Annotated in this window: 17 protein-coding genes; 13 read left to right on the top strand and 4 right to left on the bottom strand. The window is 65.0% G+C overall.

Going from position 1 to position 16950, the window contains the following annotated elements; all coding sequences use genetic code 11:
• Positions 1-879: a sugar phosphate isomerase/epimerase family protein gene (locus DIC66_RS09005; protein WP_117176271.1), complete on the top strand. Its 879-nt coding sequence runs from the start codon at positions 1-3 to the stop codon at positions 877-879.
• Between the two features lie 3 nt (positions 880-882).
• Here DIC66_RS09005 and DIC66_RS09010 read toward each other — a convergent pair whose 3' ends face one another.
• Positions 883-1797, bottom strand: a complete 915-nt coding sequence (locus DIC66_RS09010; RefSeq protein WP_117176617.1) for a LysR family transcriptional regulator — start codon at positions 1795-1797, stop codon at positions 883-885.
• Between the two features lie 86 nt (positions 1798-1883).
• On the opposite strand from DIC66_RS09010, the gene DIC66_RS09015 reads away from it, so the two are divergent.
• The 4 genes from DIC66_RS09015 (at position 1884) to DIC66_RS09030 (ending at position 5260) form a co-directional block, all read left to right on the top strand.
• Positions 1884-2237, top strand: a complete 354-nt coding sequence (locus DIC66_RS09015) for a protocatechuate 4,5-dioxygenase subunit alpha (RefSeq protein ID WP_117176273.1) — start codon at positions 1884-1886, stop codon at positions 2235-2237.
• Between the two features lie 17 nt (positions 2238-2254).
• A complete protein-coding gene (locus tag DIC66_RS09020; protein ID WP_117176275.1) occupies positions 2255-3115 on the top strand; it encodes a class III extradiol dioxygenase family protein in 861 nt (286 codons plus the stop codon).
• A 45-nt stretch (positions 3116-3160) separates the two neighbouring features.
• Positions 3161-4009, top strand: coding sequence for a phytanoyl-CoA dioxygenase family protein (locus tag DIC66_RS09025; protein ID WP_117176277.1), 849 nt, complete (start codon positions 3161-3163; stop codon positions 4007-4009).
• A gap of 96 nt (positions 4010-4105) precedes the next feature.
• Positions 4106-5260, top strand: a complete 1155-nt coding sequence (locus DIC66_RS09030) for an aminotransferase class V-fold PLP-dependent enzyme (protein WP_117176619.1) — start codon at positions 4106-4108, stop codon at positions 5258-5260.
• A 12-nt stretch (positions 5261-5272) separates the two neighbouring features.
• Here the strand turns inward: DIC66_RS09030 and DIC66_RS09035 are convergent, their stop codons facing one another.
• The 3 genes from DIC66_RS09035 to DIC66_RS09045 are packed head-to-tail and all read right to left on the bottom strand — an operon-like array spanning position 5273 to position 8887.
• Entirely contained in the window at positions 5273-6634 is a 1362-nt protein-coding gene (locus DIC66_RS09035) for a glycerate kinase type-2 family protein (RefSeq protein ID WP_117176279.1), read from the bottom strand.
• Positions 6635-6643: 9 nt separating this feature from the next.
• A complete protein-coding gene (gene gudD / locus DIC66_RS09040) occupies positions 6644-8047 on the bottom strand; it encodes a glucarate dehydratase (RefSeq protein ID WP_117176281.1) in 1404 nt (467 codons plus the stop codon).
• A gap of 60 nt (positions 8048-8107) precedes the next feature.
• Positions 8108-8887, bottom strand: a complete 780-nt coding sequence (locus DIC66_RS09045; protein ID WP_117176283.1) for a FadR/GntR family transcriptional regulator — start codon at positions 8885-8887, stop codon at positions 8108-8110.
• Between the two features lie 84 nt (positions 8888-8971).
• Between DIC66_RS09045 and DIC66_RS09050 the strand changes: the two genes are divergently transcribed.
• Genes DIC66_RS09050 through DIC66_RS09085 form a run of 8 tightly spaced genes read left to right on the top strand, consistent with a single transcriptional unit; the run spans position 8972 to position 16807 of the window.
• Complete coding sequence (locus DIC66_RS09050; RefSeq protein WP_117176285.1) at positions 8972-9799, top strand: NAD-dependent epimerase/dehydratase family protein; 828 nt, start codon at positions 8972-8974, stop codon at positions 9797-9799.
• Positions 9800-9803: 4 nt separating this feature from the next.
• Positions 9804-10754, top strand: coding sequence for an SMP-30/gluconolactonase/LRE family protein (locus DIC66_RS09055; RefSeq protein WP_117176287.1), 951 nt, complete (start codon positions 9804-9806; stop codon positions 10752-10754).
• A complete protein-coding gene (locus DIC66_RS09060; RefSeq protein WP_117176289.1) occupies positions 10751-11719 on the top strand; it encodes a TRAP transporter substrate-binding protein in 969 nt (322 codons plus the stop codon). Before DIC66_RS09055 ends, DIC66_RS09060 begins: the two co-directional genes overlap by 4 nt.
• A gap of 11 nt (positions 11720-11730) precedes the next feature.
• Positions 11731-12219, top strand: a complete 489-nt coding sequence (locus DIC66_RS09065; RefSeq protein ID WP_117176621.1) for a TRAP transporter small permease — start codon at positions 11731-11733, stop codon at positions 12217-12219.
• The gene (locus tag DIC66_RS09070) at positions 12210-13505 is read left to right on the top strand and encodes a TRAP transporter large permease (RefSeq protein WP_117176291.1); all 1296 of its coding nucleotides are present in this window, start codon (positions 12210-12212) and stop codon (positions 13503-13505) included. Before DIC66_RS09065 ends, DIC66_RS09070 begins: the two co-directional genes overlap by 10 nt.
• 28 nt (positions 13506-13533) lie before the next feature.
• Positions 13534-15072: a galactarate dehydratase gene (gene garD / locus DIC66_RS09075; protein ID WP_117176623.1), complete on the top strand. Its 1539-nt coding sequence runs from the start codon at positions 13534-13536 to the stop codon at positions 15070-15072.
• A 19-nt stretch (positions 15073-15091) separates the two neighbouring features.
• Positions 15092-15874, top strand: a complete 783-nt coding sequence (gene garL / locus DIC66_RS09080) for a 2-dehydro-3-deoxyglucarate aldolase (protein ID WP_117176293.1) — start codon at positions 15092-15094, stop codon at positions 15872-15874.
• 33 nt (positions 15875-15907) lie between these two features.
• Positions 15908-16807, top strand: coding sequence for a 2-hydroxy-3-oxopropionate reductase (locus DIC66_RS09085; RefSeq protein WP_117176295.1), 900 nt, complete (start codon positions 15908-15910; stop codon positions 16805-16807).
• The last annotated feature ends 143 nt before the right edge of the window (positions 16808-16950 follow it).

Consider the following 16950-nt stretch of genomic DNA (forward strand, 5'->3'; position numbering starts at 1 on the left):
ATGCGGCATTCCTCGGGCATTCTCGGCGGCTTTGCAATGGACACGGCCACGCTGGCCGGGCCGCTGGAGGCCAAGCTCGCTGCCATGGCGGGTGCCGGTTTCTCGCAGCTGATGCTCAGCGCGGGCGATCTGGCCAGCCACCCCGGTGGCGTGCCAGCAGCCGTGCAGGCGGTGCAGGTCAGCGGCTTGCGCCCGGTGGGCTTTCAGGCACTGCGCGACTTCGAAGGCCTGTCGGGCCATCTGCATGCCTACAAGGTGGACATCGCCAAGTCGCTGTTGGAAATGTGCCAGGCCCTGGGCAGCCCGGTGCTGCTGGCCAGCTCGTCCACCTCCCACCACGCCAGCAGTGACCCGGATGCCATCGCCCGGGACCTGCGCAAGCTCGCCATGCTGGCGCTTCCGCTGGGCATACGGGTGGCCTATGACGCGCTGTCCTGGGGACGCCGGGTCAAGGACTTTTCCACAGCCTGGGATGTGGTGTGCCAGGCGGATTGTCCCAACCTGGGGCTGGGCCTGGACTCCTTCCATATCTTTGCGGATGAGACACCGCTGGACGCGCTGGAAGACCTGGACGCCTCCCGTATTTTCCTGGTGCAGCTCTCGGACTTCATGTGGCATGACGCCAGCAGCGCGGACGATCCATCCAACAGCGCACGCAGCTTCCGGGTCTTTCCCGGTGAGGGCGTGCACAGCGAGGTGCTGGCCGATCTGGTGCTGCGCCTGGACGCCATTGGCTACCAGGGCGACTACAGCTTTGCGGTCTGCAACCAGGACTATCTGCAGTTGCCCCTGCCCACGGTGGCCGAGCGCGCGCGGCGCAGTGCGCTGTGGCTGCGCGAGGAGGTGCTGCTGCGCTCGGCCCCCTTGCCTTTGCCCTGACGCTCAGCTCCGCTGCGGGTTGAGCACCGCGGGCACCAGGGCTTCGAGCTCCTGGCGCAGCCAGCGGTGCGCCGCATCCTGCTGGTGGCGCAGGTGCCAGACCATGAACATGGGCAGCTTGGGGCAGGGCACAGGCACTGCCGCACTGGCCAGGCCTTGGGGTATGCGCGATTGCAGCAGGCCGGGGGCCGTGGCCAGCAACGCGCTGCCCTGAAGAAAGGGCGCCAAGCCGGAGAAGCCCTGCACCAGGACGGCGAAGTTGCGCCGCACACCACGGGTGGTCATCCATTGGTCCACGTCCAGCGCCCGTCCACCTTCGTACACCACGGTGACGTGCCGGGCCGCCAGGTACTCGGCTTTGGTCTGGGGTGCTGCGCGTTGTGCAGGGTCATAGAACACGCGGTAACGGTCCTCAAACAATCGCTTTTGCATGATGTCGGCCCCATCGGGCGGGCGCGGGCTGATGACCAGTTGGCACTGCTGCTGGCGCAGCATCTCCAGGCTGGGAATGCCCGAGGGGATGACCTGCAGCACCACGCCGGGCGCCTTCACGCGCAGGCGCTGCATCAGTTCGGGCAGCAGCACGTCACGCTGGAACTCATTGGCGGCCACCGTGAAGCGGGTGTTCCAGTGCAGCGGGTCGAAGGCCCCGGCCTGCGTGAAGCGTTCCAGCTCGCCCAGCAGATCGCGCGCGCGCAGGGCCAGCGCCTGGGCATGTGCGGTGGCCTGTATGCCGCGCCCGGACTTCACGAACAGCGGGTCGCCGGTGATGGCGCGCAGCTTGTCCAGCAGGTGGCTGACGGCCGATTGCGTGACACCCATCCGGCTTGCTGCCGCCGTGATGGAGCCTGTTTCCACCACTGCAAGCAGCAGCTGCAACAGCCGCCCGTTCAAATCTGAATGATCGAATTTATTCATGTGTTGCATCATGAATCATGCGTTTATCTTTTGCAATCGGAGCCGGATACTGCGGCCAGTCCATCACCAAGAAAAGGAGACCGCCCATGACTTCGCAGACCCCGCTGCCCCCCATACCTGGCACCACACCCTTTGACGGCGAGCAGGCCAAGAAAGGCTATGCCCTCAACAAGATGTGCTTCTCGTTCAACGCGGCAGACAACCGGGCCAGCTTCAAGCAGGACGAAGAGGCCTACATGCGCCTGTACCAGCTGACCGGGCCACAGGCCGCCGCCATCCGTGCGCGCAATGTGCTGCAGCTGATTGCGGCGGGCGGCAATGCCTACTACCTGGCCAAATTTGCCGGCATCTTTGGCCTGGACATGCAGGACATAGGCGCCCAGCAAACCGGCCTGACAAAAGACGAATTCAAGGCGCGCCTGGTGGCCGCCGGTCAATAAACAACAAGGAGCAAACAATGGCACAACTCATAGGCTGCATCGGTACCTCGCACATCCCCGCCATCGGCGGCGCCATTCACAAGGGCATTCAACAGGAGCCCTACTGGAAGCCCTTCTTTGACGGCTTCCCGCCCGTGCGTGAATGGCTGGGCCAGGCCCGGCCCGACGTGGTGGTTGTTTTCTACAACGACCACGGCCTGAACTTCTTCCTGGACAAAATGCCCACCTTTGCCGTTGGCGCTGCAAGCCAATACAACAACGCCGACGAGGGTTGGGGCATCCCGACGCTGCCACCCTTCAAGGGGGAGGTGGACCTGTCCTGGCAGATCATCAACACGCTGGTGGAGAAAGAGTTCGACGTCGTGACCTGCCAGGAAATGCTGGTGGACCACGCCTGCACCCTGCCGCTCAAGCTGCTCTGGCCCGAGGGACCTTGCCCGGTGACGGTGGTGCCGGTCTGCATCAACACGGTCCAGTTCCCGCTGCCCAAGGCCAGCCGGGTCTATGCCATGGGCCGGGCCGTGGGCGAAGCGATCGCCGCCTGGGACAGCAGCAAGACCGTTGCCGTGATCGGCTCCGGCGGCCTGAGCCATCAGCTCGACGGCGAGCGCGCCGGGTTTATCAACAAGGCGTTTGACCTGCAGTTCATGGAAAGCCTGCTGACCAACCCCGAGTGGGCCACCCAGTACAGCATCCATGAACTGGTGGAAAAGAGCGGCACCCAGGGCGTGGAACTGCTGAACTGGCTGGCCATGCGCGCCGCACTCACCGCCGGTGCGGGTGCCGGTGTGCGCAAGGTGCACAGCAACTACCACATCCCGATTTCCAACACCGCCACGGGTCTGCTGGCTTTGGAAAAGGTAGCTGGCTTAGGCTAGAAGGGAGGGCACCCGAAGTTCCGTGTTCGGTGGCAAGATGTGCGGATGCCATTCGAACTTACCCCCGAACAGACCACGCGCTACCAGCAAGACGGCTACCTGGCCCTGCCGGACTTCAAGACCGCAGCCCAGATGGCCGCGCTGCGTGCGCGTGCCGAAGAACTGGTGCAAGCCTTTGACCCGGCCAGCAGCCGCACCATCTTCACCACCAACGAACAGGTGCGCGCGGTGGACCGCTACTTTCTGGACTCGGCCACACAGAGCCGCTGCTTCTTTGAAGAAGAAGCCTTTGATGCAGAGGGCCATCTCAAGCAGCCCAAGGCCCTGTCCATCAACAAGATAGGCCATGCCATGCATGACCTGGACCCGGTGTTTGACGCCTTCTCGCGCGGTGCCGCGCTGGATGCGCTGGCGCACGGTCTGGGCCTGCAGCAGCCGCAGCTCTGGCAGTCCATGTACATCTTCAAGCAGCCCGGCATAGGCGGTGAGGTGGGCTGGCACCAGGACGCCACCTTCTTTGACAGCACGCCCATCAGCGTCACCACCTTCTGGTTTGCGCTGGAAGATGCCACCCTGGATAACGGCTGCCTGTGGGTGCAGCCCGGCGGCCACCGCGGCCCCTTGCGCGAGCGCTTTGTGCGCGCAGGCGACGTGGTCACCATGGACAAGCTGGACGCCACACCCTGGCCGGACCGCACAACCGCCGTGCCGCTGGAGGTGAAGGCTGGCACGCTGGTGGTGTTCCACGGCCTGCTGCCGCACTACAGCGCGCCCAACCGCTCGGCCCATTCGCGCCACGCCTACACCCTGCACGTGACCGATGGCCGCACGGCCTATGCGCCTACCAACTGGATACAGCGCAGTACGGACTTACCCGTACGCGGCTTCGTTTAGGCGAAGTGGCACTGTCCTGGCGGCAGCACGATTCGGCTTGCCGTGCTAAGCTGGTTTCCCTTCTGAGACCACAACAACTTGACGGAGACCACCACCATGCCAGGACTCGTACCCCAGATTGACCCGGACGGATTGCTTGAGTTTTCGGTGGTCTACACCGACCGCGCGCTCAACCACATGTCGCAGCGCTTCCAGGGCGTGATGCGTGACATCTCCGCGATGTTGAAAGAGGTCTACCACGCACCCTCCGTGGCCCTGGTGCCGGGCAGTGGCACCTTTGGCATGGAAGCGGTGGCGCGCCAGTTTGCTACCGGCAAAAAGGCGCTGGTCATCCGCAACGGCTGGTTCAGCTACCGCTGGACGCAGATCTTCGACATGGGCCATATCCCGTCTGAAGCCACGGTGCTCAAGGCACGCCGCGTGAACGACAGCAAGCAGGCGCCCTGGGTGCCGTGCCCGATTGCCGAGGTGGTGGCCACCATCCGCGAGAAGAAGCCCGATGTGGTGTTTGCCCCGCATGTGGAAACCTCGGCCGGCATGATCCTGCCCGACGACTACCTGCGCACTGTTGCCGATGCGGTGCACGAGGTGGGCGGCCTGTTTGTGCTGGACTGCATTGCCTCTGGTGCCCTGTGGGTGAACATGGAAGCACTCGGCGTGGACGTGCTGGTCACGGCCCCGCAAAAGGGCTGGAGCGGCTCGCCCTGCTGCGCCATGGTGATGCTGAGCGCCCGCGCCCGCGCCGCGATTGACGGCACCACCAGTACCAGCTTTGCCTGCGATTTGAAGAAGTGGCTGCAGATCATGGAGGCCTACGAAAAAGGCGGCCACGCCTACCACGCCACCATGCCCACCGACGCGCTGATCCGCCTGCGCGAGGTGATGGTCGAGACGCGCAGCTACGGCTTCGAGAAAGTGCGCCAGGAGCAGCTCGCTCTGGGGCACAAAGTGCGCGCCCTGTTCGAGCGCCGCGGCATTGTCAGCGTGGCGGCCGAGGGTTTCAAGGCCCCCGGTGTGGTGGTGAGCTACACCACCGATGCAGAAATCCAGAGCAGCAAGAAGTTCCTGGCCCTGGGCCTGCAAACCGCTGCCGGTGTGCCGCTGCAGTGCGACGAGCCGGCCGACTTCATGACCTTCCGCATCGGCCTCTTCGGCCTGGAGAAGCTGCACAACGTGGACCGCAGCGTGGCCCATCTGGCCGCCGCGCTGGATGCCATGGGTATCCGCGAGGCCGAAGCGCAGGCGGCCTAATTTTTCGCAGCGCTAAAGAATCAGCAGCGCGCGGAAGTCATTCACATTGGTGTGCGTGGGGCCTGTCACAAACAGCGCCCCCAGCGCGTCAAAGAAACCATAGGCATCGTTGCGGTCCAGGTAGTTGCTGAGCTTAAGTCCCAAGGCCGCGGCTTGTGCCAGCGTGTCGGGCGTGACAAAGGCGCCCGCGTTGTCTTCCACGCCGTCAATGCCATCGGTGTCTGCGGCCAGTGCGTACACACCGGGCTGGCCCTGCAGCGCCTGCGCCAGTCCCATGCAGAACTCACCCGCACGCCCGCCACGCCCGCGTGCAGCACCGGGCTGGCGCGGGCGGATGGTGACGGTGGTCTCACCGCCACTCAGGATCACGCAGGGTCGCGCAAAGGGCTGGCCCCGGTGCGCCACGGAGCGGGCCAGGGCGGCATGCACCTTGCCCACTTCGCGCGACTCGCCCTCGATTTCATCGCTCAGGATGTAGGGCGTGATGCCTGCGGCGCGGGCTGCGTCGGCCGCTGCCTCCAGTGACTGCTGCGGTGTGGCAATCAGATGCACATCGGCTTTGGCAAACACCGCATCGCCCGGTTTCACGCTCTCCAGCGCACCACTGGCCAGGGCCTGCGCCACCGCCTCGGGGATGGCAATGTGGTAGCGACGCAGGATGCCCAGGGCATCGGCGCAGGTGGTGGCGTCTGGCACCGTGGGGCCGCTGGCAATCACGCTGGCCTCGTCACCGGGAACGTCGCTGATCAGCAGGGTGAGCACGCGCGCCGGGGCGCAGGCGGCCGCAAGACGTCCGCCCTTGATGCGTGAGAGGTGCTTGCGCACGCAGTTCATCTCGCCAATGCCCGCACCACTCTCCAACAGGGCCTGGTTGACCTGCTGCTTGTCCGCCAGCGTCATGCCCTCGGCGGGCAGGGTCAAGAGCGATGAGCCGCCACCCGAGATCAGGCACAGCACCAGGTCGTCTTCGGTGAGGCCCTTGGGGAACTCCATGATGCGCTCGGCCGCGGCCACACCGGCCGCATCAGGCACCGGGTGGGACGACTCCAGAATCTCGATGCGTGGCACCAGACCCGCCGGCCGCTCGGGCGTGTGGCCGTAGCGCGTGACCACCAGTCCGGTGAGCGGCGCGTCCTGCGGCCACAGCGCTTCCACCGCATGCGCCATGGCGCCGGCGGCCTTGCCCGCGCCCACCACCACGGTACGGCCCTTGGGGGGAGGCGGCAAGAAGGCACCCAGGGTGTGCAGCGGCATGGCGCGTCGCACGGCGGCGGCGTACAGGTGCTGCAGGAACGCAAGCGGCGCGCTGGTGGGGTCTGGGGACCGTGTGTCGGGCGTGGCGCTCAGGGCGGGGGAGGGCGTGGACGTGTGCATGGCTGCAATTTACCGCACCAGGCAGGGTGACTTGGGATTAAAGCCCCAGCCCGGAATCAGGTACTGCATGGCCATGGCATCGTTGCGCGCGCCCAGGCCTTCCTGCAGGTAGAGTTGGTGGGCCTTTTCCACCTCCACCATGTCCAGCTCCACACCCAGGCCGGACTTGGTGGGAACGGTGATGCTGCCGTCCACAATCTGCAGCGGCTCCTGTGTCAGGCGCTGGCCGTCCTGCCAGATCCAGTGCGTATCAATCGCCGTGACCTTGCCGGGGGCGGCAGCGGCCACATGGGTGAACATGGCCAGCGAGACATCGAAGTGGTTGTTGCTGTGCGAGCCCCAGGTCAGTCCCCAGGTCTGGCAGGTCTGGGCCACGCGCACCGAGCCCTGCATGGTCCAGAAGTGCGGGTCGGCCAGGGGAATGTCTACCGACTGCAGGGCCAGGGAATGGGCCAGCTCGCGCCAGTCGGTGGCCACCATGTTGGTGGCCGTCAGCAGGCCGGTGGCGCGGCGGAATTCGGCCAGCACCTCGCGCCCGCTGAACACGCCCTCGGCACCGCAGGGGTCTTCGGCATAGGCCAGCACGTCATGCTGGTCGCGGCACAGGCGCACCGCATCTTTGAGCAGCCAGCCGCCATTGGGGTCCAGGGTGATGCGGGCCTTGGGAAAGCGCGCATGCAGGGCCTGCACGGCTTCGATTTCCTCCTCGCCGCGCAGCACGCCGCCCTTGAGCTTGAAGTCCTGGAAGCCGTAGCGCGCGTGCGCCGCCTCGGCCAGGCGTACCACGGCGTCGGCATCCATGGCTTTTTCGTGGCGCAGGCGCATCCAGTCGTCAGCCTGCTCCGGCTCACTGGCATAGGGCAGGTCGGTGGCGCTGCGGTCGCCTACATAGAACAGATAGCCCAGCACTGCCACCTTGTCACGCTGCTGGCCTTCGCCCAGCAGTGCGGCCACCGGCACGTTCAGAAACTGGCCCAGCAAATCCAGCAGGGCGCTCTCCACGGCGGTCACCGCGTGGATGGCAATGCGCAGGTCAAAGGTCTGCAGGCCGCGGCCGGCGTCGTCGCGCGCGGCAAAGGCCTCGCGCATGGCGTTGAGGACGGCGTTGTAGCGGCCCAGGCTCTGGCCCAGGATCAGGGGCTTGGCGTCTTCCAGGGTCTGGCGGATTTTTTCGCCACCGGGCACTTCGCCCACACCGGTGTGGCCGCTGCTGTCGGTCAGCAGCACCAGGTTGCGGGTGAAGAAGGGGGCATGCGCCCCGCTCAGATTCAGCAGCATGCCGTCGCGCCCGGCCACCGGAATCACGCGCATGGCGGTGATGGTGGGGCTGGCGCCTGCAGTGGCGCCCAGGTTGTGGGATGCGGGCAAGGCCGGGGAAGAAGGCGAAGTAGACGAAAAAGAGGACTCTGACATGGGCTGCGCTCCAGGTTCCAGCAGCCGGAATGCTGCCTTTAAAGGTCAGTCATCATACAACTAAAGCGTCTCTGTCTGGGACTTTTTGAGCCGGTCCTTGCTGTTGGCCAGGTGCGTGCGCATGGCGGCGCGGGCCGCATCCGTGTCCTGGTTGCGGATGGCGCTGAAGATGCTTTCATGTTCGCCATGGACCCGGCGCAGGTAGGCCAGACGGCCCTCGGGCGCGCTGTTGGGCGTGTTGACGCGGGTGCGCGGAATGATCATGGTGCCCAGATACGTCATCAGGTCGGCAAAGTGGCGGTTGCCGGTAGCGCGTGCCACCTCCATATGGAACTGGAAGTCCGAGGGCACGGCATCCGAGTCGTCTTCTATGGCTTCGGCAAAGGCATTCAGCATGGCCTGCATGCTCTCCAGATTCTGCGCGGTGCGGCGTTGCGCGGCCAGGCCGGCGGCCTCGGTTTCCAGGCTGATACGCAGCTCCAGCAGGGCGATCACGTCGGAGACGGTGGCAAAGTCCACGGCCGCAATCTTGAAATTGCCGCTGTCTTCGGCGGCCAGCGCGAAGGTGCCCACGCCGTGGCGCGTCTCCACCAGGCGGTTGGCCTGCAGGCGCGAGATGGCCTCGCGCACCACGGTGCGGCTGACATCAAAGCGGGCCACGATCTCGGACTCGGTGGGCAATTTTTCGCCGGGTTTGATGGCGCCTTCGCGGATGCTGGTGGCCAGGCTTTCCATCACCTCGTTGACCAGTCCGCGGGCGCGGCGTGGTCGCGCTGCACCTGCGGCCTGCGCGGCAGCACCACCGGATGGGGTGGGGCTAGGGGTTTGTACTAGGTTCATGGAAAAGTCCTTGACTTGGCTGCTGGGGGTCTCGACAATTTAACACATCAGACAACATACAACAGACAAGATTTCTCTAAAACTATGACCACCAAAGTACACCACACTTTGCTCCTGACCGGTGCGGCCGGGGGCGTGGGCACCGCACTGCGCGAGCGCCTGAAGGCCAATTGCGAGGTGCTGCGCCTGTCTGCGCGCAGCGACTTTGGGCCGGCCAGAGAAGGCGAAGAAATCGTGCTGGCCGACCTGGCTGATGCAGCCCAGGTGTCAGACATGGTCAAGGGTTGCCAGGCCATTGTGCACATGGGCGGCGTGTCGGTGGAAGGCCCGTTTGATCCCATCTTGCAAAGCAATATCCTGGGCGTGTACAACCTGTACGAGGCCGCACGCCAGCACGGCGTGAAGCGGGTGATCTTTGCCAGCTCCAACCACGTCACCGGCTTTTACCGCCAGAACGAGACCATCACCCCGGCCCACCCGCCGCGCCCGGACAGCCTGTATGGCGTCTCCAAGGCCTTTGGCGAAGACCTCTCGCGCATGTACTTTGACCGCTACGGCATCGAGACCGCCTGCGTGCGCATTGGCTCTTCGTTTGCCGAACCCAAAGACCGGCGCATGCTGGCGAGTTGGCTGAGCTTTGACGACCTGCACCGCCTGATTACTGCCTGCCTGACCACGCCGGTGCTGGGCCACAGCATCATCTTCGGCATCTCCGACAACGCGGTGGCCTGGTATGACAACGACAGTGTGCGCACCATCGGCTACCGGCCGAAGGACAGCTCGGATGTGTTTCGGGATGCCATCTACGCGCGCACCCCGGAGCCCGACCTGAGCGACCCCTGCGTGCAGTTTCAGGGTGGCGGCTTTCTGATGGCCGGCATCCCCATGACCGCCCACAAGAACGGCAAGTAAAGCCATGTCGCGTGTTTCCACCCGCAGCGCCGAGCGCGTGCTGGACGTGCACAACAGCACCGGCGAGAGCCCGGTCTGGCATGCCGCCGAGCAGGCCCTGTACTGGGTCGATATCCCCGCGAAGCAGCTGCACCGGTTGCAGCCGCAAAGCGGCCGGCACCAGGTGTGGAGTGCGCCCGAAATGCTGGCCTGCATCGTGCGCGGCAGCGCCCCCACGCAATGGGTGGTGGGTGCCGAGAGCGGCCTGTTCGCGCTGGACACCAGCCGCGACGACACGCTGGGCTTCACGCGCCTGGCCGCGGTGGACCATGCACTGCCCGGCATGCGTTTCAATGATGGCCGCTGCGACCGCCAGGGCCGCTTTCTGGCCGGCACCATGCTGATGGACATGGCCGCTGCACGCGCGGTGGGCCAGATCTACCAGTTGCAGGCCGATGGCGCCTTGCGTTCGCTGCTGCAGGGTTTTATTACGCCCAACGGCATGGCCTTCAGCCCGGATGGCCGCACCATGTACCTGAGCGACTCGCACGCCAGCGTGCGCCAGGTCTGGGCCTATGACTACGACACCGCGCAGGGCCTGCCCACCAGGCCGCGCCCCTTTATTGATATGGCCGGCTTTGCTGGGCGACCGGATGGTGCGGCCATGGATACCGACGGCTGCTACTGGATTTGCGGCAACGACGCCGGTCTGGTGCACCGCTACACGCCTGCGGGCGTGCTGGACATGTCGGTAGCTCTGCCCGCAGCCAAGCCCGCCATGTGTGCCTTTGGTGGCGCTGACATGCGCACCCTGTACATCACCACCATCCGCCCTGCAGGCAGCGCGGCGGATGCACTGGATGGCGGCTTGTTCGCCATCCACCTGCCCGCTGTGCAAGGCCTGGCCGAGCCTGCGTTGGCCCATTTTTCTGTTCCCGTTTCAACCACCCAAAACCATTTCCAGGAGACACCATGAAACACGCCCCCCAACTGATCGCCACCGCTGTGGCAGCACTTGCCCTTAGCGCACAGGCCACCGAATTCAAGTCCTCCGACGTGCACAACTCCGATGACTACCCCACGGTCACAGCCGTCAAATTCATGGGCGAGCAGCTCAACAAAGCCTCGGGTGGAAAGCACTCCATCAAAGTCTTCAACAAGGGCGCGCTGGGCACCGAAAAGGAAACCATTGACCAGGTGAAGATCGGCGCGCTGGACATGACGCGCGTGAACATCAGCCCCATGAACTCGATCTGCGCCAAGACCAACATCCCGGTGCTGCCCTTCCTGTTCCGTTCGGTGGACCATCTGCACAAGGTGCTGGACGGCCCGATTGGCGCCGAAATTGCCAAGGATTGCGAAGCCCAGGGCTTTGTGCTGCTGGCCTATTACGACTCGGGCTCGCGCTCCATCTACAGCAAGAAGCCGGTCAAGACCGTGGCCGACACCAAGGGCATGAAGATCCGCGTGCAACAGTCGGACCTGTGGGTGGCCGTGGCAGGTGCCATGGGTGCCAACCCCACGCCGATGCCCGCAGGCGAAGTGCTCACCGCGCTGAAGACCGGCCTGGTGGATGCCGCCGAGAACAACTACCCCTCCTACGGCTCGGGCTTCCGCCACTTCGAGGCGGCCAAGTACTACAACAAGACCGAGCACTCCATGGCCCCCGAGGTGCTGCTGTTCTCCAAGCTGTCCTGGGACAAGCTGCCCAAAGCCGAGCAGGACATGGTGCGCGCCGCAGCCACCGCCTCGGTGGACTTCAACCGCAAGGCCTGGGCTGCCTATGAGAAGAAAGAGTTCGACATGGTCAAGGCCGCTGGCAGCGAGATCGTGGAAGTGGACAAGAAGTCCTTCCAGGACGCCATGGCCCCGGTGTATGAGAAGTTCGCCGCTACGCCCGACATGAAGCGTCTGGTCAAGGCCGTGCAGGACACCAAGTAAAGCCCATGGCCCTGTACACCCGCCTGTGCGCCACCCTGTCCAAGCTCAGCCTGATGCTGGCGGTGGTGGGCCTCATCGTGCTGATCGCCTGCGTGCAATACCAGGTGATCGGGCGCTATGTTTTCAACGACACGCCGACCTGGGCCGAGGCCCTGGCCCTGCTGCTGGTGCTCTACATCACGTCCCTGGGCGTGGCCGTGGGGGTACGCGATGCAGGCCACATCGGCATGGATTCCATCATCACGCTGCTGCCCGAGCGCCTGCGGCTCAAGCTGGAGATCGTCATCCATGTGCTGGTGGGGGCGTTCGGCGCACTCATGGCCTACAACGGCTATGTCTGGGCGGTCCTGAAGTGGAATGACCAAAAGCCCATGCTGCCGGTGCCCTCAGGCGTGGACTATGTGCCTCTGGTCATTGCCGGCGTGCTGGTGGTGCTTTTTACGATTGAACATGTAATCGCCCTGGTGCAGGGCAAGGAAGTGGTGCCAGCATGGAATTGACTGTTCTGGGAGTGAGCTTCTCCCTGCTCTTGCTCATCGGCGTGCCCGTGGGCTTTGCCGTGGGCCTGTCCTCGGTGGCCACCATCATCGCGGCCGGCCTGCCGGTGGCGGTGGTGTTCCAGAAGATGGTGGGGGGCATGCAGGTGTTTTCCTTTCTCGCCATTCCCTTCTTCATCTTCGCCGGCGAGCTCATGCTGCATGGCGGCATTGCGCAGCGCATCGTGCGTTTTGCCAACAGCCTGGTAGGCCATGTGCGTGGGGGCCTGGGTATGTCCAACGTGCTGGGCTGCACCCTGTTTGGCGGCGTGGCCGGTTCGCCCCTGGCCGACGTGTCAGCCATGGGCTCGGTGATGATTCCGCTGATGAAGAAGGAGGGCTATGACACCGACTATGCGGTCAACGTCACCACCCATGCCTCCCTGGTGGGCGCCCTCATGCCCACCAGCCACAACCTGATTCTCTACACCCTGGCCACCGCCGGCATTGCTTCGGTCAGCGTGCTGGGCATGATCCTGGCCTGCCTGATTCCGGCCGTGCTGCTGACCTTGCTCAATCTGCTGGCGGCCTACGGTGTGGCGGTCCAGCGTGGCTACCCCACGCGCGGCGCCTTCAAGGGCTGGGGCGAGGTCTTCAACAGTTTCATGGCCGCACTGCCGGGCCTCTTGATCATTGCCATCATCCTGGTGGGAATCTTGTCGGGTGTGTTCACGGCCACCGAGTCGGCGGCCACGGCGGTGCTGTGGGCCCTGCTGGTCACCGGCCTGGCCTACCGCTCCCTGTCCTGGAAGGACTTCATTGCCTCCTGCGCCAAGGCCTGCAAGACCACCGGCGTGGTGCTGTTCCTGATTGGTATCTCGGCGGCCTTTGGCTACTTCCTGGCCATGTACGAAGTGCCCCAGCGCACCGGCGATTTGATGGCCAGCTTTACGCAGACGCCGTGGATGATTTTCCTCTCGGTCAACATCATCCTGTTTCTGCTGGGCACCTTTCTGGACATGGCACCCACGCTGCTGATCTGCACGCCCATCTTCCTGCCGATCTGCCAGAAGTACGGCATGGATGCCTCGCAGTTCGGCGTGATGATGCTGCTCAACTGCGCCCTGGGCCTGAACACCCCGCCGGTGGGCAGCACCCAGTTTGTGGGCTGCGCCATTGGCGGCATATCGGTGGGTGAGGTGATGCGCTCCATCTGGCCGTTCTATGGTGCCCTGCTGGCGTGCCTGATGCTGGTGACCTATGTGCCCGCGTTCTCGCTGTGGCTGCCGCACTTTGTAATGTTCAACTAAAGCCATGGGCAACACACAGAGCACACCCATGAAGCCCCTGACCATCCGCATGCACGCGGGCGACAACGTCGCCATCGTGGCCAATGACGGGGGACTGGGTCCGGGCACGCTGCTGGACGATGGCCTGCGCCTGCTGGACCGCGTGCCGCAAGGCCACAAGGTGGCGCTGGTGGCGATCGCCAAGGACGCGCCCGTCATCCGCTACAACGTGCCCATCGGCTATGCCATCAAGGACATCGCCGCTGGTGCCTGGGTGCATGAGCGCCTGCTGCACATGCCCGCCGCGCGCAGCCTGGATGACCTGCCCATGGCCAACAACCAGCCCGCAGCGCTGGAGCCCCTGGAGGGCTACACCTTCCAGGGCTACCGCAATGCCGACGGCTCGGTGGGCACGCGCAACATCCTGGCCATCACCACCACCGTGCAATGCGTGGCCGGAGTGGTGGACTTTGCGGTGCAGCGCATCAAGGCCGAACTGCTGCCGCGTTTTTCGAACGTGGACGACGTGGTGGGGCTGGAGCATGCCTATGGCTGCGGCGTGGCCATCGACGCGCCCGACGCCATCATCCCCATCCGCACCCTGCGCAACATCAGCCGCAACCCCAACTTTGGTGGCGAGGTGATGGTGGTCAGCCTGGGCTGCGAGAAGCTGCAGCCCGAGCGCCTGCTGCCTCCCGGCAGCATTGAACTGAAGTCCGGCGAGGTGCTGGACGTGGTCTGCCTGCAGGCCGAGGCGCACGTGGGCTTTATGTCCATGGTGGACTCCATCCTGGCTTCGGCCGAGAAGCATCTGGCGCGTCTGGATGCCCGTCGCCGCGAGACCGTGCCTGCCAGTGAACTGCTGGTGGGCGTGCAGTGCGGTGGCAGCGATGCCTTCTCGGGTGTGACGGCCAACCCGGCCGTGGGCTTTTGCACCGACCTGCTGGTGCGCGCCGGTGCTACCGTGCTGTTCTCCGAGACCACCGAAGTGCGCGACGCCGTGGACCAGATGACGGCCCGCGCCACCACGCCCGAGGTGGCCCAGGCCATGGCCCGCGAGATGGCCTGGTACGACGCCTACCTGGGCCGCGGCAGTGCCGACCGCAGCGCCAACACCACGCCGGGCAACAAGGCCGGAGGCCTGTCCAACATTGTTGAGAAGGCCATGGGCTCCATCATCAAGTCCGGCACCGTGCCCATCAGTGCCGTGCTCTCGCCGGGCGAGAAGGCCAGCACGCGCGGCCTGGTCTACGCCGCAACGCCTGCCAGCGATTTCATCTGCGGCACGCTGCAACTGGCAGCCGGCATGAACATGCATGTGTTCACCACCGGGCGCGGTACGCCCTATGGCCTGGCCCCGTGCCCGGTCATCAAGGTGGCCACGCGCACCGACCTGGCCACGCGCTGGCACGACCTGATGGATGTGAACGCCGGGCGCATTGCCGATGGCCAGGCCTCGATTGCCGATGTCGGCTGGGAACTCTTTCACCTGCTGCTGGCTGTGGCCAGCGGCGAGAAGAAAACCTGGGCCGAACACTGGAAGCTGCACAACGCATTGGTGCTGTTCAACCCCGCACCCATTACCTGAACACACAAGGCCCCAAGCCATGACACAACATACACCCTACCAATCCTTCCCCAACACCTTCAAGCAGCAACTGCTGGCGGGCCAGCGCCTGATTGGCTGCTGGTGCTCGCTGGCCAGCCCGGTAGCCACCGAAGTGCTGGGCGTGGCCGGTTTTGACTGGATCCTGCTGGACGGCGAACACTCGCCCAACGACGCCATCACCTTCGTGCCGCAGCTGATGGCCCTCAAAGACAGCCGCAGCGCGCCGGTGGTGCGCCCCACCTGCAACAACACGGTGGAAATCAAGCGCCTGCTGGACGCCGGCTTCTACAACTTCCTGATCCCCATGGTGCAAAGCGCCGAAGATGCAGCCGAGGCCGTGGCCGCCACCCGCTACCCGCCAGAAGGTGTGCGTGGCGTGTCAGTGGCCCAGCGCAGCAACCGCTATGGCACGGTGCCCAATTACTTCCAGGACATCAACCGCCAGATCAGCGTGATGGTGCAGATCGAAAGCCCGCAGGGCGTGGCCGCAGCAGCGGATATCGCCGCCACCCCCGGCGTGGATGGCGTGTTCGTGGGCCCCAGCGATCTGGCCGCCACCTACGGTCACCTGGGCAACGCCGCGCACCCGGAGGTGCAGGCCGCCATTGCGCACATTTTTGCAACCGCCAAACAAGCGGGCAAGGCCAGCGGCATCCTGGCACCGGTGGAAGCCGATGCCCGCCGCTACATGGCCATGGGCGCCACGTTTGTGGCCGTGGGCAGTGACCTGGGCGCCTTCCGCAGCGCCACCCAGGCGCTCAAAGACCGCTACGCCGCCTGATCCATTTTTCAACCCCCTTCACGATTCAACAACATGAGCACACTTGGATTTATCGGCCTGGGCATCATGGGCGCACCCATGGCAAGGCATCTGATCGCCGCCGGTCACACGGTGTACCTGAACACGCGCAGCCAGGTTCCCGCCGACCTGCTGGCCGCGGGCGGCCTGGCCTGCAGCAATGCCACCGAGGTGGCGCAAAAGGCTGACGTCATTTTTCTGATGCTGCCCGACACCCCCGACGTGGAAGCCGTGCTGTTTGGCGCCAACGGCGTGGCAGCAGGCCTGACGGCTGGCAAGACGGTGGTGGACATGAGCTCCATCTCGCCCGTGGTCACCAAGGACTTTGCCGCGCGCATCAACGCACTGGGTTGCGCGTACATGGACGCACCCGTGTCCGGTGGCGAAGTCGGTGCCAAGGCCGCCAGCCTGACCATCATGGTGGGTGCCAGCGAAGAGACATTCGAGAAACTGCTGCCCCTGCTGCAATGCATGGGCAAGAACATCACCCTGGTGGGTGGCAACGGTGACGGCCAGACCTGCAAGGTGGCCAACCAGATCATCGTGGCGCTCAACATTGCCGCGGTGGGCGAAGCCCTGCTGTTCGCCAGCAAGGCCGGTGCCGATCCGGCCAAGGTGCGCCAGGCCCTGATGGGCGGCTTTGCGGCGTCGCGCATCCTGGAAGTGCATGGCGAGCGCATGATCAAGCGCACCTTCAATCCGGGCTTTCGCATCGGCCTGCACCAGAAGGATCTGGGCCTGGCCCTGCAGGGCGCCCGCGAACTCGGCATGGCACTGCCCCAGACGGCAGGGGCTGCGCAATTGATGCAGGTATGCAGCGCCAACGGCCTGCAGAATCTGGACCACTCGGGCCTGGTACGGGCCCTGGAAATCATGGCCAATCACCAGGTGGCCAGCACCCCGGCTACCGCCTGAAAACCGCGCCGCGCTGGCCCTGCCCGGCCCAAGCCAGCAGGGCAGTGGGCCTATTCACCCAAATTTACAACTGCAAAGCGCCTGTTGCAGGCCGCGGGGGCGCGGCTTGCGATAATCGGGGCCCATGCCACCCGGCCCTTTGT

It is taken from the genome of Rhodoferax lacus, from assembly GCF_003415675.1.
GTDB lineage: Bacteria > Pseudomonadota > Gammaproteobacteria > Burkholderiales > Burkholderiaceae_C > Allorhodoferax > Allorhodoferax lacus.